The sequence below is a fragment of the Niastella sp. sgz303648 genome (assembly GCF_059587045.1).
Map to the genome: position 1 here is coordinate 1 of NZ_JCAPSW010000012.1, position 21,913 is coordinate 21,913.

Here is a 21,913-nt window from a genome sequence, read left to right on the forward strand (position 1 = left end):
GCTTATACAATCGCTTCGGCAGTGTCGAGAACCGAATGGTTACCTAAATAAGGTGGCCAAGACTCCTGTAACGGAAGCAATTAATAATGTAGAAAGATAGATCAGAAATAAAATGTAGATCATTTGGTACCGCCATTTAGGATTAAGATATAGCAAATATAAATAAAGGGCTATATATCAGATTAATGGCAGTTGAGCGTAGCAAAACGATAAACAGCTTACACCAGGCAGTTGAGGAATCTATAACACTTCCTATTTTTCCTGACCTGCGAGATTAAATGCGCGTGGGCAATTAAACCGGCAAACAAAACCCACTGAGAATAAGCAATAATAGATAATATTGATCAGTAACAAAATGTTACCCATCTTTTTCAATTCAAGCTTTGTAAAATTTCTCATTAAATTTAAAAACAAATGTATAGGGATAGCAGAACTATAGAAAAATAGTATGCCGCAAGCGATCCAAAAAGAAGGATGCCTGAATGGATTTGATTGGGATTCCTTAAAAAATTCAAACAAATACCACCCGCTGATAAAAACCAGCAAAAAAGCCCCCACAAAAAATGACCAGTTGTGAAAAACACGTATCGGCTGAATGAAAAAACTTATCAGCGTTATACTTAAATAAAAACAACCTGAATATATAATTGCCCTTTTAATACTGGTTTTCCAGGACATCTGATAAAAAATATACCCAAAAAATAAAAATTCAAGTATATGAAATACGTTGAACAGGTAATGATTGCGGCCATATTTAAAAGACAGGTATGCTCCGGATATTTCTATAAGAAGTGTAAGAAAGATAAACCAGGGAAAAATCTTTAAATATAACGGTACCGCCTTTAAAAAATAATTGGTCACAATGCCAATAATAAAACAAGTAAATAGTACAATAAGGTATATATAAAAAAGCATACAAAATATTTAAGGGATCCAGGGTATCAAAAAATTTAATCATTCCAGCCGACAAGTGAATTTTTGAGAGTTCTGATTCTTATTAAAAAAGATATAGAAAATAATAAATACTCTACATAATTTACTACCATTAATAATACGCTAAACATTTTTATAATAAAGGGCGAAAAATATTTAATAAAATTAGCTGCCCCAAAAAGAGGTAAAGCCCCGGCATATAATGTTAATATCCCACAAACTATCCAGAAATCAGGATAATAAACCAGGGACTGGGCACGAGGCAATTTCATAAATTCAAAGAAAAAATAAAAACAACATAAAACAATAAGTACAGAACCCAGGAGATATGCATAAGAATGGAACATTCCAATGCCATGTAAATAAATATTTATTACTTCTGCTGTTATAAAAGAAAAACTTATAATTAAAATAAAGGTTCTCGCAATTTTATTACTGATCATTTGATAAAGCACAAAAAAATAAAACATAAACTCCAAAGCATTATAAACATTATAAACCGGATGATTGGTTTTTATTTTTACAGCCATATAGTAGGCAATAATGTTTGCAATTATTGTTATTAACAGGAAAGGAGGGAAGAGTTTTAAATATAAAGCTTTAGACCTGCTTGTATAAACAGTTAAAGAGCATAAAAATGCAATACTAATAAAAATAAAATATGCCGCTCTCATACTACATTAAATTAATAAGCATTTCTGTTACCCGGATATTTAAGGTTACATAAAAAGGCAATTGTAAAGCAGGTATACAATATATAATTTGTAATACTTAAAATTAAAGCAAACACCCACTTTTCATTTTTATCAGTAAACTGAAGAAAATTATAATAGCCAAATAAAGGTAATGTACAACTATAAAAAAGCAACAAGCCAAGACAAATCCAGAATACCGGGTCAGCAGCAGGATTACTGGTGACCAGTTTTTTAAATAATTCATATAGATAATATACAGATACACCAACAACCAATATAGCGCCGGGACAATATGTACTATACAGGAATATGCCTTTCTTTTGCAAACAAATATTTAGCACAGCAACTATCGGATACAATATAACAGCAAAGAGTATAATTTGCTTTACACGTTTATTTTGAATTATATGATAAAAGACAAACAGGTAAAATATAAATTCAAAAACACCAAAGAAATTATACATCATCAAATTATTTATTCTTTTCATCCGCAAAATGTTGCCGATGATTTCAACAATAAGGGTTATTAAAAGAAAAACCGGAAAGTATCTTAAGTAATAATTCTTTTTAAGGTAAAGAGTTAATGAAGCTAAAAAGCTTAGAAATTCAAATACCGTTATTAATCTGTTGAGAAGTTCCATACTATTAAGATAATTTTGTCTTCCGTATATTGACGCTGCATAAAAAGGCAATAGTAAACATAGAATAGTAAACCAGATTAATGGCAAGCATAAACTGGTTTAATAACAATAACTCTTTCTTTGTAAACTGATTCCCAAATTCATTGGCTAAAAATAAAGGAGCGGTGCAACTACGAAATAACATTATGCCGGATGCAATCCAAAAAGATGGTTCTTTAAATGGCACTTTAGCGGAGCTTTTAAAAAAGAGTTCATATAAACGCCAGGCACTAAATAAAATTAACAAAACAGCTCCTGGTAAAAAAGTGATTGTATGAAAATGATGAATCCCCTGAATAAAAAAAATGTTTGCCAGCATAGCCGGAAGATAAATGCACACTGCATAAACGATCACACGCCTGATTCGTTTATTTTGTATACAGTTATAAATAAGAAAAACAAGGAAAGTAAATTCCAGGATGGAATAAAAATTATAAACAGCATTATTATTCCCCCAAGTATGTATCCAATATCTTCCGATTATTTCAACTATCCATGTTATAAAAAGAAACCAAGGGAAAAGCTTTAAATATAAGGGCGCTTGACGGTTATAATAAACAGTTAGCCCTGTAATAAAACAAATAAAAAGTAACCCAAGGTAAACGTTGAACAACATAGGCAGGTTAGAGTTAAACTGATTCTGGAATGTTTATACGATTTTCTGCTTTGTTGAGTTTAAAGAAGCATAAAAAGGCTATTATAAATGAAGAGTACAATAAATAATTTGTAACACCCGAAATAATAGCATATATCGTTATTTCAAATCGGTTACCATGTAAAAAATTAATAGAAGCCCATATTGGTAAAGTGCAACTATAAAAAAGCAACAAACCAAAATAAATCCAGAAAGCCGGTTCACGTTTTACTTTTTGGGAAACAGTATTTTTTAACAGTTCATAAAGAGAATATATACAAAAGCAAACTATTAATATAGCACCAAGGCTATAGGTAAAGGAGTGGAATGCTTTAATTTTTTGGTAAAAAATATTTATAATCGCAATCGCAGGATATAAAATGCCAGTATAGAAAATAATTTGTTTTATTCGCCTGTTTTGGATTGAATGATAAAGAACGAAAAAATAAAATTCAAATTCAAAAACAGAAAAAAAATTGTATAATGGCTTAACCGACATTTTATTTAGCCTCAACATGGTTGCAGTCACTTCAACTATAACTGTTATTAATAGAAATACGGGAAAGAATTTTAAAAAAAGTGGTGGATTCTTTTTTAAATAAATAATTAGTGAAGCTAAAAAGCTCAAAAATTCAAAAACCGTAACTAAATTAACTAAAAGCTCAGCCATATAAAACTGTTATCAGGTCAGTAAACAACTATACATGTAAAACAGAAATAGAAAGGTATAGTCGCAAACAATCTCAAGTTATTTTTATGCTTTTTTAACTGCTTTATTGAACCTGATACGACAAAGAAAAGCAATCGTAAACAATAAATATAATGAAATATTAATAAGAGTTAATATAGACTGCAAATTTTTAATAATAATTCTTGGTGACTTCTTCAAAAAATTAATAAGTCCGAAAATTGGGAAACTGCAACAAAGAAAGAATAACAATCCCGAGCAAATCCAAAATGCAGGCTCTCTTGTTAAATTCGTTGACTTAGGCTGCTTAAATAATTCATAGAAATAATATATTATCATTGCAACTGTTGCTAAGCTGCCAAATGAATAACTAAACGAATTCCAATCCTTTAATTTTTGTATAAAAAAAACATTGACTAAAGACAGCAAAACAAAAAAAGCTATAATAATAAGTATTAGTTTTTTGACTTTAGGGTTGGATATAATTTCTCTCAGAACTAAAAAGAAAAAACCAAATTGAATGATAGTATAAAAGTTATACAGAATTGTATTACTTCCCGTAATGCTTGCCAGGATTAATCCGAAATATTCAACACCTACTGTAAATAAAAGAAAAAACGGAAATATTTTTAAATACCGGGGGGTATTATTTTGAAAATAAACTGCTACCCCTGCCAGTAAACTGGCAATTAAAAAATAATTATATAAGGGTAACTTCATCACCCGCAAAGTAAATAATAAGGTTTTGCATTATAGAGAATTAAAATAAAAAAACCTCCGGTTTTCCGAAGGTTTTTTATAATCCTGGTTTTTTATTTATTTATACTACTACCATGCCGTCATCACCCCTGTCGATTAATGTGGTACCAATACCACCCCAACCGTCGGAATCCGTTCCGGGACAGTAAAAGGGAGGACATACTGCGCCATCCCCATAAGCTAATATAGTGGTACCTTTTTCTGTATTAATATAAATATCCTTGTTGGTTAGACCGGTAGCCGATCTTTTTGCTTTCGATGCCACCATAATAATGGTTTGGAGGCCGGCAAAAGCGGGTGTTTCAACATGGTCATTCGAATAGGCGCCAAAATATAATCTGATACCATTGCCACCCTGCTCCTTAACCTTTTCAATGAATCCTTCCAATTCCTCAATGCTATACCAGGCACTTCTTGAATCTTCTTTGCCCAGACGCTCTGAATTATGCACCCATCTCTCCTGTTTATAATTTCTGATTACAGTATCAACATGGTTCGTATCTACGTATTTTCCTACGCGTAAGGATTTTTTTTCAATTGTAGTCATTGTAGTCATAGCTCGTGAGTTTTGAAATAAGTGATTGTGTTGTCGATGTAAAAGTAATTGCCGAACTTCGGACAACTTCGGCTATAATTAGGTGTTAGTCAACTAATTACAAATTACTTTTATTTATAAAGTGAAGCAGTTCAACGAGCTACGTGAAAAAGACGGTGCAAATACCGTTAAATGAGGGGGTCAAATACCGTTAAAAAAATACCCAAATACCCCGTTTTTTTACGGGGGTGTTTGGGCCGTTTATTACCCGTATAAAAACCGTATATAATAAATCGGGCATTTGTAGTATGTATCCGGTTTTTATCAGAAATTAGACATGGAGAGTTGCTATCATCCCGTTTTAAAAAGTCCAATAGTCCTGTGAAAACCCGCCGACAGATTTCCTCAAGGCTTTTGTTATCCTACAAATCCTCTTGAGGAAATTTTATTCTGCAAACAGAATTTCCTTTTTCAAACTACCTGCTTTATCTTTTTACCATTAGCCTTGTCCTTTTTTGATAAAGTAGGTAGTTTGTTTTCTTCACCACCACCACCGGTTCCCGATCCACAGCCCGCTACTAACGCTCCTGTATGTTGCATACACCTGTTTTACCAATATGGAAAGAAGCTCCTTTTATCAGGCTTTTAATTCCTTTCCTTTTCGGCATCATTTGCCAATGTTACTATCCATTGCCTATTGTTGGTATATGGTTGCTTTTTACTGTTAGCATACTCGCCGGCCGGCTTTTTACTTTTACCCGGTTACCACACCAATACCATGCCCAATGGCTGCATGGCGCCTTTTTGCATATAATGCTATTCGCAACCGGATTGTTACTATTTTATTACAAAGATGTTCGCCATCAACCAGGCTGTATTACTACGCAATACGCTTCGGGAAATGCGGTGCTTGTAACTATTGAAGAACCACTAACCGAAAAGAACCAATCGTTTAAAACGGTGGCTTCGGTTCAGGCAGTATTGTTCAACAATACCTCACACAATGCCTGTGGAAAAATTCTTCTTTATTTCCAAAAAGACAGCGCAACTCCACATTTGCAATATGGCAATCAGTTGATATTATTTAAAGCGTTACAGCCGGTTAAAAACACAGGCAATCCTGGCAGCTTTGATTATCAGCGTTATTGCACCTTTCAGGGTATAGTATACCAGTCATACCTTAAGCAGGGAGAATATATGGCCCTCAAAATAAAAAATGAAAACCTGTTTAGGAAATGTGTTTTATCCACAAGAGAAAAAATTGTTGCCATTTTAAAAAAATACATCACTGGCAAAAAAGAAGCAGGCCTTGCTGAAGCAATGCTGATCGGCTATAAAGACGATCTTGATAAAGAGCTGGTTCAATCATATGCCGGTACCGGGGTGGTTCACATCATTGCCATTTCAGGGTTACACCTCGCTTTAATTTACTGGCTGCTTGGCCTTATCATACGGCCGCTTACCAGGCGAAAATCGTTGCGCTTTCTGCAGCCTGTTTTTATCATTACCGGCTTGTGGGCATTCAGTTTTATGGCGGGCGCTTCGCCTTCGGTACTGCGCTCGGCAGTGATGTTTACCTGCGTTGTACTTGGCGCCGGCATGAACCGCAAAACATCGCTCTATAACAGTCTGGCAGCCTCAGCTTTTTTATTGCTTTGCTATAATCCTTTCTGGTTGTGGGATGCAGGTTTTCAACTGTCTTATGCAGCGGTATTAAGTTTGGGAATTTTCTTTAAGCCTATTTATCATCTTCTTTTTATTCAAAATAAAATAGTTGATTTTTTATGGAAGTCAACCGCTGTAACACTGGCTGCGCAGGTATTAACCGTACCGGTATCGATATACCATTTTCATCAGTTCCCGAATTTGTTTTTGATCGCTAATCTGGTTGCTGTTCCCGCATCGAGCCTCATTATCATTTGCACAATACTGTTATGTACTGCAGGCTTTATCCCTGTTATAGCAAGCGTTATCGGCTATTTAACACACTACCTAATTTTATGGCTGAATAATTTTATTGAAGGGGTGAACAAAATACCATTTGCAATATCTACTGGCTTACAAATTAGTTTTACCGAACTCATTTTCGTTTATACATGCATCAGTGCAACCGCCTGGTGGCTACTACATAAAAACAAAACGGGTGCTTACCTGGCAATAGCTTCTTTATTTATGATCACCCTGCTGAGAACAGCTGCCTTATGGAGTGCTTCACAACAGCAAAAAATTATCGTTTATAACATTCCGCGGCACAGCGCCATTGACGTTATTGCAGGACAACACTATTATTTTAAAGGGGATTCTGCTATTGCACAAGACCCTTTTATTCAAAATTTTTACCTGCAGCCCTGCCGGTTGCTGCACCGCGTAAACAACCGTAATAACCCGGGAAATTTACTGGTATGGAAAAATTTTTTCCGGTTAGGCCATTCAACTTTTATGGTGGTTGACCAGCCATACCAGCTTGCCCCAACGGCCCCGAAAATTGCCATTGACTGCATCGTTCTTTCTAAAAACCCATCCGTTACAATCACCGGATTAGCCGATGTTTTTACCTGCCGCAGGTTCGTTTTTGACCCTTCAAACCCCGTATGGAAGGTTGCCAAATGGCAGCAGGAATGCAGCCGGCTGGGCATCCCCTACTTTTCGGTAGCCGATCAGGGCGCCTTTGTTTTAAATGTGTATTAACCTACCTTTGCGCCCTCAATGGAAAAGGCGCAAGGCTTAAAGCTGAATGCACAACGCTTAAAGCAAAGTGAATCGGCGTTACGCATTAAGCGCTCGGCGTTTAGCGTATTGACCATTGATAACGACAACACTCACTACTCAATATAGATCTATGACCAAAAAGATACAGAGCGCACTTATTTCGGTGTTTTACAAAGATGGACTTGAAACGCTCGTAAACGTGCTGCATAAACAGGGCATTACAATTTACTCAACCGGTGGTACTCAATCTTTTATAGAAAAACTGGGTATACCCGTAGTTCCGGTGGAGCAATTAACAACGTATCCTTCAATTTTGGGCGGACGCGTTAAAACACTGCATCCTTCGGTATTTGGTGGTATTTTGGGCCGCAGAGACCTGGATACCGACGTTCAGGAAATGAAACAATACAATATTCCTGAAATTGACCTGGTTATTGTTGACCTGTATCCTTTTGAAGAAACCGTAGCAAGCACATCGGAAGAAAAATTAATTATCGAAAAAATCGATATCGGCGGACCATCCATGATACGTGGCGCTGCCAAAAACTTCAAAGATGTGGTTGTTTTAGCAGCCAAAACCGACTACCAGGTACTGGCCGATCTATTAACTGCACAAAATGGCGAAACCACTCTTGAACAACGCCGCGCTTTTGCAGCCAAGGCATTTCAAATTGTAGCACATTATGATGTAGCTATTGCCAAATATTTCAACCCCGAAAATGCATTGTACTTTCTTGAATCGATCCCCGATCCCAAAACCATGCGTTATGGCGAAAACCCACACCAGACCGGTGTGTTTTATGGCGATTTAACAAAGTTGTTCGATCAGCTGAACGGCAAAGAGCTTTCATATAATAACCTCGTTGATGTTGATGCTGCCGTACAGTTGATCAATGAATTTTCGGGTGGCCCCGCAGCTGGTGGCGGTCAGGAGTCGCACGGAATTGTGTTTGGTATTATTAAACACACCAACGTTTGCGGCATCGCAGCAGCCGGCTCGGTTAAAGCAGCCTGGGACCTGGCGCTTGCCGGAGACCCTGAAAGTGCTTTTGGCGGCGTGCTGGTTTGCAATGGAACAATTGATAAGGCTACAGCCGATGCCATCAATGAAATATTTTTCGAAGTGCTGATTGCACCCTCTTTTGCTGATGATGCTTTAGTCGTTTTAAAATCGAAAAAGAACCGCATACTGTTACAGCAAAAAGCATTTGCAACACGTAAAGAACAATATAAATCGGTGCTGAACGGCGTGCTGGCCCAGGGAGAAGATAGAGGCAATTATATTGAATGGAAAGAAGTAGGCGGACGTGAAACCACTGCTGCCGAAAAAGCCGATCTGGCATTCGCAAATCTGGTTTGTAAACACCTTAAGTCGAATGCCATTGCTCTTATAAAAAATAAACAACTTATTGGCAAGGGATGCGGACAGACCAGTCGTGTTGATGCGCTGCGTCAGGCGTTGGAAAAAGCCCGTCAGTTTAAGTTCGATTTGAATGGCGCCGTACTGGCCAGCGATGCCTTTTTCCCGTTCAACGACTGTGTGCAACTGGGCCACGAAGCAGGTATCACAGCCTTTATACAACCGGGCGGTTCAGTGCGCGATAAAGACTCCATTGAATACTGCCAGCAACATCAGTTGGCTATGGTGATGACAGGGATGAGGCATTTTAAGCACTAATAGTTACTGGTTGCCGGTTGCCGGTTTGCAGTTACAGGTTCCAGGTTTCAAGGTGCAGGCCTATGAAACGTGGAACCTGTTTCGTTTTTTAATATACCTTATTTTTTGCTTAATCTTGCTTAAGGAGGAATTATTGCGCAAAATTCAGTTTAGGGTCACTCTCTTTTTTCTTGTTCCAAGCACCTTAATTCTTTATATCTTATTTGTGAGAGCTGAAAAAAAGACATATCTGAATATTCAACGTCAATATCATGGTATTTATGAGGCTTTATTTTATAATTAGGATTACCACTACCTAAAAGCAACCTTAATGCAATACAACTATTAACTTTATTAATAATCATATAACGAAGTGGCAATGGATGATGGCTGGGCGACCAAATACCAGAATTATTATAATCAAATTGCGAGTCTTCTAAAAAATCCGGCAATTTCTTTACTATTTCTGCGCGATTAATTGAATCTGCATAACTCTCAATAAACAAATCTAAGGCTGATTTTCCCTTTGAGTTTAATATTGAGCTATCAGTTAAACTTGTTATTACTGTATCTTTTTTCTCTATAACCCTTTTATTACTAATAGATTTGCATGAAAAAAAAACAGATATAATAATTAAATAAAATAGTTTTAAGTATCGAATATACATAACTGATTGTTTTATTGAAGCCTTATTGGCAGTACTCCGTTTGTATATGGCATATTATTTTTCCCTCCAAGTTTTTTTTCAGCGCGCTTATTTGCATCTGTTTCTTTATCGCCGGTCATTTTTTTATTTACTTCAATTAAGGCTTTATTAAATACACCTTTAATATAATCTTCTTTTTTTATTTTATTTACAGCAGATGGATTACTACTTTTTAACTTATCATATTCGCTTGAAGCCTGATCTAATATATTATCGATTGTACCGCTCAGTTTAATTTCTGTAGTTTTCCCATCCTTACTAACCGAAATACCACTTCCTACTTCTATCTTAGATTTAAATGCATCTTCAAGCTGATCACCGTGTCCTTCTTCGTGCGACGAAACTTCTTTTGAAAGCCCAGGGTTTTTATTATCTAATATTTGACCAGGCGCGAGATTAGAATTAATAAATTCACCTACAAAAAGCTTAACATCATATTTGCCGTTTTTATTACGCTGGTATGTTACGCCAGCAAGTCCACCCATTATTCCGGTGACACCTAAATCATGGACAGATTTTGGAACATCTCTCAGCACCGGTTCTCTTGAATTTAATGCTGTTTGGGCAATCCCTCCTGTTGCATATTGATTGTGATACCGAACAACAATTATTTCCTTCCCATCAGGATCGATATGAATTATCGGATTATTTGCAACATAGCAATATGGAGAAAGCTCATAATACTTATCAGCTTTGGGATCTAATATATGCCACCTCCCAATCTGGGCATCATACATTCTTGCCCCATAATCGTACCACTCCAACCCGCTACCATCATTAAACTCTTTTTCCTGTTTTTCTTTTCCATTATACTCATATTTATTATCCAATTTGTTGATCGCTCTTGAACTTATTCCTGCCATCGTCAGCCCAAACGGATAATAATGTGTTTCCTCCAGTATTACTCCTGCTTCATGAGTAAGCATAAAGTTATCAAAATATACCAATTCATCGCTTTCATTACTGAAATAAACATATACATAACCGCTTTTTTTGGCAGTAACGGCATTGACTGCCATTTTATTGATCGTTCCTTTTACACCTGGTGTGTATGCCACGGGCACCACCGTACTGGCTACCTGATCAAACTTAAACTGATCATCAAAAAATATAATATTTAAATACGCTTTGGGCGCCTGATTGGCGCCGCTGGTATTGTTAGCGGTATTTAACAAACCACTTAATACCGAATTGCTGTTTAATGCGCTTGTAATGGTAGTAGCCCCGTCTTTTAATACGCCGGATACTGCGGCGCTGCCGCCAATAGCACTCAAAAAATTGGTTACCAAACTGGTGATGCCGCTGGCACCGGTGTTATTGGCGCTGGTCACTGCGTAGTAGTAGTCGACACTGGTATGGATACGGTCTCCGGCCATCACTTTTAATAGTTTGGCAGCACCTATAGCGCCGGTGCTTTTGCGCACCAGCAGAGAATAGCTGCCATTCGTACTGCTGGTACCAAAACTACCGGGCCGGGTAGTGCGCACACTGTTCACATTAATACTCTGACCAGTTTTGTTTTCCCAGGTATTATCCTGGTTTTGAATTTCGGTGCTGCCAACAGCGCCTTCAAAGCTTAGCGTAGGATAACATACCGGCTCGTTTTGCTCAGTAAGCACCATCCGGGTATTGCCTAAATGGTCTTTGATAAAATAATCATAGATCAGTCTATCCGGCATAACCGTACAAGTAGCCGTAGTGGCTTTTACAAACCGTATGCGACCTTCTTCGTGTGCAATGAACTGCAATACATCGCTGTACTGAAGTGACGACAATGAAGTGTTACTGTATGATTTACTTTCGTAGACCAGCCCACCCAGATAGGTAGTAGTTGTAGTGATATCGCTGGGGTAATTGCTGCCATTATATGCTACCGTGGCACTGGTTTCGATTGTAGTTTTTTCCAATTTGTTACCTGCCGCATCATAGGTATAAGTGATCGTTCCTTTATTGCTGCTACCATCTTTTTTTACTGTAATGGCCTGAGGCAGGTTCAGGTGATTATAGCTAATACCATCACCGCCACTGTAACTTACCATATCTTTATTCAGGTCTTTCACCATATTACCGTTGACATCGTAGCTGTAATCGACAGTAAGGTTTGTTTTATTTCCGCTGTTAGGGTGCAGCGTGGAAGTGCGGAAGTCGCCCATTTTTGTTTGCGCATCATTTACTGAGTCAATTACATTCAGGAGTTTATTAGAGTTGGTTATATAATGATAGTTAAGTTTATCTATATAGTTGCTGCCACCTACCTTGAAGCCCTGTTGCCACATAGTTACAATATTACCGTTGGCATCGTAGGTAAGATTGCTTACACTAAAATCTATTAAAGCCGATTTATCGAAGGTGGTTCCGCCGGTGCTCTGGTTAAAGTCGGCACCTGTAAGGCGATTCACCGCATCATAGGCAAAGTCATATTTTCTTTTTTGCTGGTCGCCTTCGCTTTTCCAGATCATTCCGCCAATATTGCCATTATATTGTTTGTTGGGGAAGCTGGCATATCCGTCTTTATCGTACCCCAGCTGCATGGCAAAATACTGGTCGCTGTTGGTACTATTGCTGATATAATCTTTATTCACCGACAGTAACCAGCCCCGGATATTGTATTCATATTCTAATTTGGCGAGGGCCGTTCCGGCAGCAGCACCCGGTTTATTGCCGATTTGTTTTTTCTTTAATTGCCCCAATGCATCATATTCATGTTGTGCAATTGTAGTGTATGCAGATGGCAGGGCATTACTATTTACCGAACTGTTACCCACTTTCTTTTCGGTTTTAACCAACCGGCCAAGATCGTCATAATTCATTTTGGTAACGATGGTGCTGGTTTGGGAAATAGTGTTGTTCACCTGTATTTGCACCATAATCAGCGGCTGGCCGCTCCAGTTGTATTGCGTAGTGGCTACATCGGCGCCGCCCGTTACATTTTTGCTTTTTACCTGTATTAACCTGCCTTTATCATCATAGATATTAACCGTGTACAAATAGGTAGAGGTATTCAATACTTTGGTTTCGGTCCATGTTACCAGCCCCCTAGTTTGTGTACTGGCAATAAGCGCCTGAGCATAATCGGGCGAGGCATTATATGTACTAAAAAAAATAGTGCTGCTTGAATTATCAAATGTGCTATTCAGCAAACTGGCAGCGGGAATGGTGTTATAATCATCATAACCTGTTTTGGTAAGATATTCCCAGTAGGTGGTGGATGGGGTGGAAGAAGCATCAAACGGATAAGCGGTACTAGCAGCGGCATCTGTGAGGTGCTGGGTGAATGTTTTATTGTTATAAGTGTTTAACAACTTGCCGGTTTGTAAGGGACGGTTCAGGTTATTTTCATATAACGTAACCATCCAGGTGTTACTGTTACGCAGATTAGCATCCTGCGTCATCACCAGCCTGTCGCGTGTGTCGTATACCAAATATACTTCTCCGGCGCCTGGTACTTTTTTAATAATCATGCGGTTACGGCTGTCGTATTCATAGCGGAAACATTGTTCAGCTAAAATCGTTGCATCTGTTAATGACCACGTAGAAGCAATCAGTTCAACTCCCAGTGGTTGAATAACACAGCTAAGGTTACCGAGATCATTGTAAATATAATAAGTACATAGCCAGCCTGTATGACCCCGGCCGTTTCCATCATCTGCCGTTGCAGTCAGTTGTACTTTTTTTAAGACAACTTTACCGTTCTTATCTTTAAATTCAATAATCTGGTTATCCTTTTCGTCGACCATTATATTTTTATACAGAAGCCCTGTTGCATACATACCGCTGCTGGCATAAGTGCTGAAACTACCTGTGGCGCCATCAGTAACATTCCATATTCTTACTGAATCAGTTGCCGTGTTCAAATAATATTTCATTTTCATGCCTTTGCCCAGGCTCACCCAATTATTTCCCGGAGCATATGTTCTATCGACCCTGTTTAACGGAGACGGTTCAAATTCTGTTTTACCATAATAGAAAGTTTCTCCCTGGCCTTTTACCGGGCTGTTCGTATTGCTATCACTATAAAAATATTGCTGCTGCTGAAACGGGTTCAGTTTGAAAAGTCCATCTGAAACAGATGTATTTCCACCCTTAGTATTGGCTGCAAAGGGCAGGTAATTTCTTATTTCCCTTCCAAATTCATCGTAAACTACTGGACTAACCAAATCAACAGCACTGCCACCGGTTGGATAAGAACCTTGTTTCACTACAGTTTGCACCGGCCGCCCCAACCCATCTATATACAGCGTCGTTTGCTTTACATCACGCAGATTTCGGGAGATGAATGTATTGGGATTTTGCTCAGGTGCAGTAGCATCCCAGGTTCTTATATAATTTACCGGTGTTGAAGATGTGTAAGCTGAAGATACAACAGGTGTGGCATCCTGGCTGCGAGCCGGAAAACCTGCCATTGTTAAAAACAGAATTGGGATAAAGTATTTGATACGCTGGTTTTGCATACTGTGAGTTTTGGATATTGAATTATTGATTATTTACCAGGTACCTTTTTTTTTGCCGATATAATATCACCTGGTCAACGTTTAAAACCGTTTTATAAATAGAATCCCTGGTACTTTCAATTCGCTGAATGTAATACCTCAGAGAATCGGGATTACTATATTGTCGTCGTATTATCATTTTTTGATTATGCAACCCCATATTGATTGAATAAATACGATTCTTTTGTTCTTCAGTTAAGTTTAGTGAATCTCTCATTTTAAGTGCAATTCTCTCTGCGAGATGTTCAGCATTACTTTGAGAAAATATTTTAGTACTTGAAAGAAATATCAGCAACATTGCAAATATTAGCATCTTCATATAAATTATTTTTAAATACAATTAATAAACTCGCAATCACAATATCCGGTTTCAGAAAAATCATTTGACCAGGTTCCATCACTAAATTCATAATGGTAGAAATTAATGAAGACTCCCTGAGACGAATCAAAATAATAACCAGTGCAAACTTTTGTACCATTCTCGCAATGACCGCCAATACATTTTTGGCTTGGTGAACTACATACCGGGGAACAAGGCAAAGGACAGGCATTGAGGTTTGTACCTACACTCACCCATTTCAACGTTGAAGATGGATTGCATGCGGTTACATTAATAAGTTCAGTCTGTTGTTCACCTGTATTATTACCGTTAGCATTTAGAACACAACGATAATTTCCCGTGGCCTGCCAGCTTTCGGGCCTGGGACATGTAGTGCAATTCTGGTCAACAACCACCCATCGATAGCCAGAAGAACTGCATGGATTTACGTCGAATTGTTCCTGTTCACGCTCACCTGTATTTGCTCCATTTACAATTTTGCAGCGAAGAGGAGAAGAAGTATTTCGCCAATCTGGTTGAATTACACATTCCGAACTTATTCCAATATCTATCCATCTTGTACTATCGTTACTGTTCGGATTAATATTCTTTTCTTCCTGTTGTTTTATATTGGTATTATATGATGTGCTCTGACTACAAGGCTTACAACGTGTATTACCAGTTATTTTCCATTGTGGGACATTATTATCGATAACCTGATACTGATAATTAAACTGCTTTATAATGTTTTTATCATCATCACGAATTCTTAGTAACCGACTTAATTCATCATATTCATAATAAACTATACTATTACGGAAATTGCAAGAACTGGTCATTCCAATTAAGGGTGCATACGTGTATGTTGTCATCTCTGCACCTTTTGGATATAGACGTAATTCATCAATTTTTCCACTGCCCGAAACAGTTGTTCCTGATACCCCTGTTATCAGATGTTGATAATACGTCCACAGTATACTGTCAATAATTACACTTTTACCTTGAATAGGTGTTCCTGTATTTCCGATTATTGAGCATGCCCCGCCAGTACTCCAATAGGAAACAATATATTCAACTGATGGACTTATATCATTTTTAGAAATAAACCCATTAGAAAGTTGATAGCATTGCATACCGGTTATACCACCAGCGCTTCGTGTACTGTTGTTAATATTCCAGTTACCTGTTCCATCTGCTTCAAAAGAAGTATATGCAATTGATCCAAAACTTCCGTTTACCACCTCTGCAATCGGTTTAACTGAAGCATAATCCCAGATATAACTAACAGGGCCATCGTTTTTCTTTTGTAACTCTGTAAGATTTCCAATATTATTATAACTATTAAAGGAAAGTCTCTCCCTATATTGATTGTCCATAGAAAGGCTTCCGGAGGCATTCATGTTTGTTTCATTAAATGCACTTATAGCTATAGGTTCAGCACTTTCTAAAAAATATATTTTATCAGGTAAAACTGAACCTGTTTTATAGGTTTCGATTTGTCCGTTCACTACAAATTGATTGCTGCCTTTCTTTTTAAGCACATATTTTTCAACAGGTCGTGCTATAACATTTTTTGATTTTAAATCGGCAACAAATCCAAAAGACGAATAATCGTTGGCATATTTAAATTTTTGAATCAGGGCTTCACCTTTACTGTTTATCGTTTCTATTCGTGTAGACTGTATACTATTGGGATTGTCGTAATAATAGTTTGTTGTATTTATAATTGAATCAACTTCATCCCCATAATTAATTTCGTCAGTTTTATCAATGCGATGCCATGAAGAATATAACGTATATTGTTGTACACCAAAATACAAACTGCTATAAAAAGTATTAATCTGTGACTGCCCGGAGGCGCAGGGGCCCCAGCAGATAAAAGGAGGTTCTTGAACTGCAATTTTAGCCCCGTAGGTTTTAAACAAAAATGGAGTGGCTGCTGTTGGGGGTGAAAAAAAATTATAATTGTAATAATTTTTCTTTTTCCTAATAGCTCTGAACTGATTATTTGAATAAACATAGTCGGTTTGCTCTAATAAGCTTCCATTTGTCCAGTCGAAAAGAATTCTTGGTCCGTATGGAAAGGTTGGGATATATGCATTAGTGCCCCCATAATCTGATATATATTTATAGTTAGAATAACCACTTTGTGTAATATCCTTTGAATATGTTGTAACTTCTTTATAAGAAACAAAATTGCCGTTCGAAAAGGTTAAAGGCGTAATGCTATTTGAGCTTTGCTCTAAATATTGACAAGCAGTTATATTACAATCATTATTACCATTTACATGATGATCGGTATATTTTAAATACATAGGTTCCCAGGTAGCTACTCCACTTGACAAATTTGTACCACCTTCATTATAGAAAAAGTTTTTTACCATCACAGCTCCCCCTATATTATCAGATTTCCTAATTTGCTTTATACGAACACCTCCACCGACTTCATTATGCGGAGGTAGATCTGTTTTCTCAAACCAAAACATTAATGCATCAGCAGAATATGTTGAACCAACATTTTCAATCGAAAGGGTATATTGTCCGGCTAAAAGAGAAGGCAATGCAATACTCCCCGTGCCCATAAAATCCCGAGAATAACTATTAGAGCCTGTCAGATGTATGATGCAGTAATCATTGTGAATAACAGAGCCATCATAGGTATCATTACAGTTAATTCTAATTCTTTCAGCATTTGCCGGAATATTAAAAGTTAGTGATCTTGTGGTATTTGGCAGGGATTGAATAGAAGCACCAATTTTTTTAGGGTACGTTGTTGTTGCATAAGGAATATAATACCAGTTTGGTTCATAAAAAAATTCGGTTTGCCCACCTGTAGGATGAATTATTTTAGTGAGCATACCCAACTGTGTAAAATTTGAATCCACAGAACGATCGGCCCCCTCCCAAAATTCGTTATACTCATCCTTTGGCAACAATGTTGTGTTATTGCCATTATTTGCATACCCAAAATGATCCTGTGAATACGATAAACGAGCTGGCAATACACTATTGTAATTAAAAACTGTGGGCGGTTCACCAGTTCTTTGTATACTGTTTAAGGTTAGCCTACCAGTAGAGTAGTTTTGGTTTAATATAAATTCTTTTATTCTTTTATTTTTAAATAAATAGTCCCAAACCTCTATCGATTCCAATGCCTTTGTTCCTGGCAAATCAGTTCTATCATTAGTTGAATAAAAGAATTTAATCAATGTTCCATCAGATGCTTTTATTGATTCTATCCGACGACCAAGTACAGCCATTAAAGAAGTGGTTTCACTAAAATAAGCATACTCTCCCTGTTGGTTATATTGCCAGCAACTGGTTAACGGAGATGTGCTGGCCCGTGAACTTGATTTTTGCAAATCGTAAGAATAATTATATTCAGGGGAATAATTAAACTCAATCACCTCTCCTTCTATAGTCACTATCTTTGATATGTAATATGAGAAAGCATTTCTTGTTATTGGAAAATAGGGATTACCGGAAATGTGTTCATACCCTTTTTCGAGTATCCGAAACTCAAACAGGTTCCCATTCTCATCAGTAATTTTATATCCAGCGGGGAAATTATTTTCAGTAATTCTTTCGATTTTTATTTCGGAGTATGGTATAGTACGAAATACGCCATTCTCATCCTGAAAAAAACGGCCTGACCGGCCTAAAAAATTGAAAGAATAAAGGTCTGGCTCAGCATCAGCATTTTCCTGAATAACGTCTTTAAAAAAGGTATATAACGTATATGGATCTGATAAAGGATCTGAATATATTAATGCTGTACCGCAATCTATAGTACCTCCACCAAACAGTGTTTGAGGAAAATTCAAATTTTTTATTTTAGAAAAATACATCGTATCCCTAAATGGATAACGTGACATTTCGTCCATTAAACCATTGGGTTGTATGCTTATGGACCCTCCTGCAAAGAGTGACCATCCGATTCCAATATCTGTTGAAACTTCATCCACCTTTATTCCTCCACTGTGATAGGAGAGTGAAACAGGAACAGTCACACTTTTGGTTTTTATCTCATGTATGGGAATAGAGATATCTATAGTACCGGTATAATTACCAATAGGAAACTCTACATATTTGTCTAAAGCTGCAGCATTAGGAGAGGCAATGACAGGTTTTTTATTGTATAAAGATGTGTTATCCTGTGAAAAACTCTTCAAAGAAGTTAATACTGTAAATACAAATAAAAGCAAAGGACTCTTTTCCATAATATCTGTTCCTTTTATTTTATCCAAAAAGGGTTTGTTGAAAATATATGTATATCAAAAATTATATGCTACCCTAAACTTCACAGGCTGCGTTCGTGGCACCTGCTGGTAACTCAAAAAATCCCACAGCAACTGAACTTTCGTTTTTTTAAAAAAGTTGCTCTTAATAGAAACTACCTTACTCACTCCCATCAACCCGCTCTGCGTCCAGGCAGAGGCCTCCCCCCTGCCCCCTCCGGTGGAGGGGGAGTTTGATACTGCAAGCAATAATGGCTGGTAATTATATTCAAATCCACCACTAGCATAAAAGCTGCCTTTGAGCTTTACATCGAGGTATGACCTAATTCCCATGCCCTGGGTAGTAAACGCGATATGCCTTACATCCTTACCCCAGCCCATTTTATAACTGGCGCCTATACCTATGGTACTTTTATCATTTAGCTTATAACCTACCGACAAACCGAGGTCGGTAGTAGTGGGAAAGAAATAATTGGACTGCGCCGTTTGAAAGTTGGAGCCATATTCAAGCCTGTTCCAGAAAGTTTTTGTTCTTTGATTGTTGGGTTTAAAGTCAGGGGTGTTGGCCTCCCCCCGCCCCCCTCCGGTGGAGGGGGAGTTAAGAAGTTTATCTTTTAACTGCTTTAGCTGTGCCTGTGCCTCATTCATTCCCTGTTGCGCTGCCCGTTGCATGGCTTCGGCACTGCCAAATTGTTGAACCATGCTTTGCTGCAACATGTCTCTTGTTTGCAAGCCGGCAATTGGCGCACTGCCGGCGCCGGCATCACTGCCGGGCAGGCGGAATAAACCGCCCAATTCAGAATAGCGGGCAAAGAAATTTTTAAAAGCCGGCACATCCCTTAACAGCGATAATGCTTTTTCTTCTATTGCTGCCGGATCATCAAAGGTGTTTTTGTATTCCTGCACCTGCGCTTTATAATAATACAGGTCCTGCTGATATTTACGGAACTGTTTGGTGAGACCCAGTTGTTGGAGCTGTTCTTTTAAATAAGTTTGCCGTTCCTGCAGCGTTTTTTCTATCGCATCGGCGCCATTCAACTTGCTCTGTAACCCTGCGTATTGTTCCAAGGTTTGTTTATACTTAGCCTGTGTTGCAGGTGACTGTGCCAGCAATTTGCTTTCTTCCAGGAATTTAAGGGCAGTGCTCATCGAATCAAGATGACCGTTATACACGTTGCTGAATCTATCCAATTTGCCTGTGCCATCTTTGAGTTTTGACTGTAAAGCAGCGTAGGTTTGCTGCGGATCACCAAAAATAGCCTGAGCCTTTACGGAGTCGGTTCGCCAAAGCTTTTCTTTTAACCTTTGTTCTTTTTTGGCAAGGCGGGTAAGATACCGGTTGGTTTGTTTTACCAGTTTATCACTAAAGTCATCCGTTTTTTTGTTGATGGAACTGAATAATTTATCCGGAGCGGAAAATACTCTATTGTAAGGAGAAGATGAATCCTGGGCCCGGGTACAATGGAACAGGACAAGGCTAATAATCAGGACAAGCAAAGGTTTTGGTTGCATCAAGGTATTTTGGTAATAAGTAATCGGGAATCGGTCAGTTATATTAAATACCCACATTACTAACGCTACTTATCAGTAATCCATACACGCCAAATTCGCATTATATTTAGCAATGTTATAACAAAGATGATACGAGGTAAAAATTTATCAAGGAGAAAAAACACATGATTTTATGTTTTTTTACCCGGAGTTATTTGGAGATTATTCATTATAGAGTAACCGCCCCACACTTTATCATAATACGCATCCAAGTACGCTGTTTCTTTCATAAATATCTCAAACAACTCACGCCAGCCTTTAAACTGTGGGTCGGTGCCTAATATGAAGTTGTGCCAGATGGGAATGAATATGCCTTATTTCTTACTCTTAACTAGGATTAATGTGTGGATTAACGCTTTGACAACTAATCCAACTTTCAGTTAGATAAGTTCAAATGACCACCCGCAGTTATTGAGTTATTTTTTGAGTGTCAATTTGTATACTACAAATTTTAAATATTGAATTTAAAAGCACACTTAACAAACCATGGTACAAATTCGCCTCAGTTCCGCACTTTTTGTTGAAAACAAAAATTCAATGATAATACTTTTTTGCTTGGAATTATCCTGAGCTCTACCCGAAATAAAACTTAACAGACTTAATAATAATAATAATATATTTTTCATCTTATTAAAATGTCACTTCGGATTGTTCTTTCCGTTAGCTGACCTACCTTGGACTTTCACCCTTTGAAATGGTGGCATGCATGGCACATCAAAAATCAAGAGGCTGTCAAAGGTATGAGTCAGCCTCTTTTTATTCGGGTACCTGATGGAAACAGGTAGTCATTTAGCGATTCTCAATCCTTTCGTTTATTTTTGATACATTCCTTTGCAATTAATATTTAATCAATTTTCAAATGGTTTGTCGTTTGCACGAAAAGGATTAAACCCTTTTGGTATTTGTTCCATGATGGGCCTAAATAAATTCCAGAATGTTTCATCCCATGCATAAGAATCATAAACTTTTTGATTGTCATAATATACTTCTGCTCTTTGTGCTGTGCCAGTACGATTTGCTTTTATTATAGGATTAATCTTAATTTTATCCAAGACTTCAAAAAATATTTTAGCTGAATCCAATTTAAAGACTTTGCTGGTATCAGAAGATTCAATTCTTAATATGGCAGTATAATAAGAACCATGCCCTCTAATTACATATGCATCACCTTCTTCATTTAAAAATATCGAATAGAATTTTGTACCTAATCTTATATCACTTCGAACATTATAATGCTGTTCATTTTTGTTAACCCCTTCTTTGCATGAGCTAAATGTCAAGAAGAAAAATAATATATAAAATAACTTTTTCATTTTAA

The 21,913-nt window shown here is 37.4% G+C and carries 14 protein-coding genes; 3 read left to right on the forward strand and 11 right to left on the reverse strand.

What is annotated here, in order from left to right:
• Positions 1–950: 950 nt before the first annotated feature.
• Positions 951–1,607, reverse strand: a complete 657-nt coding sequence (locus tag AC59IL_RS28070; protein WP_496555549.1) for a hypothetical protein — start codon at positions 1,605–1,607, stop codon at positions 951–953.
• A gap of 11 nt (positions 1,608–1,618) precedes the next feature.
• Entirely contained in the window at positions 1,619–2,116 is a 498-nt protein-coding gene (locus AC59IL_RS28075) for a hypothetical protein (protein ID WP_496555550.1), read from the reverse strand.
• A gap of 296 nt (positions 2,117–2,412) precedes the next feature.
• Here AC59IL_RS28075 and AC59IL_RS28080 point away from each other — a divergent pair, with 296 nt between their 5' ends.
• On the forward strand, positions 2,413–2,586 hold the full coding sequence (locus tag AC59IL_RS28080; protein ID WP_496555551.1) for a hypothetical protein: 174 nt from the start codon (positions 2,413–2,415) through the stop codon (positions 2,584–2,586).
• Between the two features lie 351 nt (positions 2,587–2,937).
• On the opposite strand, the gene AC59IL_RS28085 is transcribed toward AC59IL_RS28080, so the two are convergent.
• The 4 genes from AC59IL_RS28085 to AC59IL_RS28100 all read right to left on the reverse strand — a co-directional run bounded on the left by AC59IL_RS28085 (position 2,938) and on the right by AC59IL_RS28100 (position 5,524).
• Positions 2,938–3,612, reverse strand: a complete 675-nt coding sequence (locus tag AC59IL_RS28085) for a hypothetical protein (RefSeq protein WP_496555552.1) — start codon at positions 3,610–3,612, stop codon at positions 2,938–2,940.
• 84 nt (positions 3,613–3,696) lie between these two features.
• Positions 3,697–4,350 (reverse strand): hypothetical protein, encoded by a 654-nt coding sequence (locus AC59IL_RS28090; protein WP_496555553.1) that lies wholly within the window; start codon positions 4,348–4,350, stop codon positions 3,697–3,699.
• Positions 4,351–4,450: 100 nt separating this feature from the next.
• Positions 4,451–4,945, reverse strand: a complete 495-nt coding sequence (locus AC59IL_RS28095; RefSeq protein WP_496555554.1) for a hypothetical protein — start codon at positions 4,943–4,945, stop codon at positions 4,451–4,453.
• A 450-nt stretch (positions 4,946–5,395) separates the two neighbouring features.
• Positions 5,396–5,524: a hypothetical protein gene (locus AC59IL_RS28100; protein WP_496555555.1), complete on the reverse strand. Its 129-nt coding sequence runs from the start codon at positions 5,522–5,524 to the stop codon at positions 5,396–5,398.
• Between AC59IL_RS28100 and AC59IL_RS28105 the strand changes: the two genes are divergently transcribed.
• Together AC59IL_RS28105 and purH are read left to right on the forward strand one after the other, a co-directional pair.
• Positions 5,516–7,612 carry a ComEC/Rec2 family competence protein gene (locus AC59IL_RS28105; protein ID WP_496555556.1) on the forward strand — a complete coding sequence of 699 codons (2,097 nt, stop codon included), beginning with the start codon at positions 5,516–5,518 and terminating at the stop codon, positions 7,610–7,612. The genes AC59IL_RS28100 and AC59IL_RS28105 overlap by 9 nt on opposite strands.
• A 151-nt stretch (positions 7,613–7,763) precedes the next feature.
• Entirely contained in the window at positions 7,764–9,311 is a 1,548-nt protein-coding gene (gene purH / locus AC59IL_RS28110) for a bifunctional phosphoribosylaminoimidazolecarboxamide formyltransferase/IMP cyclohydrolase (protein ID WP_496555557.1), read from the forward strand.
• Positions 9,312–9,466: 155 nt separating this feature from the next.
• Here the strand turns inward: purH and AC59IL_RS28115 are convergent, their stop codons facing one another.
• The 5 genes from AC59IL_RS28115 to AC59IL_RS28135 form a co-directional block, all read right to left on the reverse strand.
• A complete protein-coding gene (locus tag AC59IL_RS28115) occupies positions 9,467–9,958 on the reverse strand; it encodes a hypothetical protein (protein ID WP_496555558.1) in 492 nt (163 codons plus the stop codon).
• An 11-nt stretch (positions 9,959–9,969) separates the two neighbouring features.
• A complete protein-coding gene (locus AC59IL_RS28120) occupies positions 9,970–14,448 on the reverse strand; it encodes a DUF6443 domain-containing protein (protein ID WP_496555559.1) in 4,479 nt (1,492 codons plus the stop codon).
• Between the two features lie 369 nt (positions 14,449–14,817).
• Entirely contained in the window at positions 14,818–19,053 is a 4,236-nt protein-coding gene (locus tag AC59IL_RS28125; protein WP_496555560.1) for a hypothetical protein, read from the reverse strand.
• 27 nt (positions 19,054–19,080) lie between these two features.
• Positions 19,081–20,556, reverse strand: a complete 1,476-nt coding sequence (locus AC59IL_RS28130) for a hypothetical protein (protein WP_496555561.1) — start codon at positions 20,554–20,556, stop codon at positions 19,081–19,083.
• Between the two features lie 887 nt (positions 20,557–21,443).
• Positions 21,444–21,908 (reverse strand): hypothetical protein, encoded by a 465-nt coding sequence (locus tag AC59IL_RS28135; protein ID WP_496555562.1) that lies wholly within the window; start codon positions 21,906–21,908, stop codon positions 21,444–21,446.
• Positions 21,909–21,913: the final 5 nt, after the last annotated feature.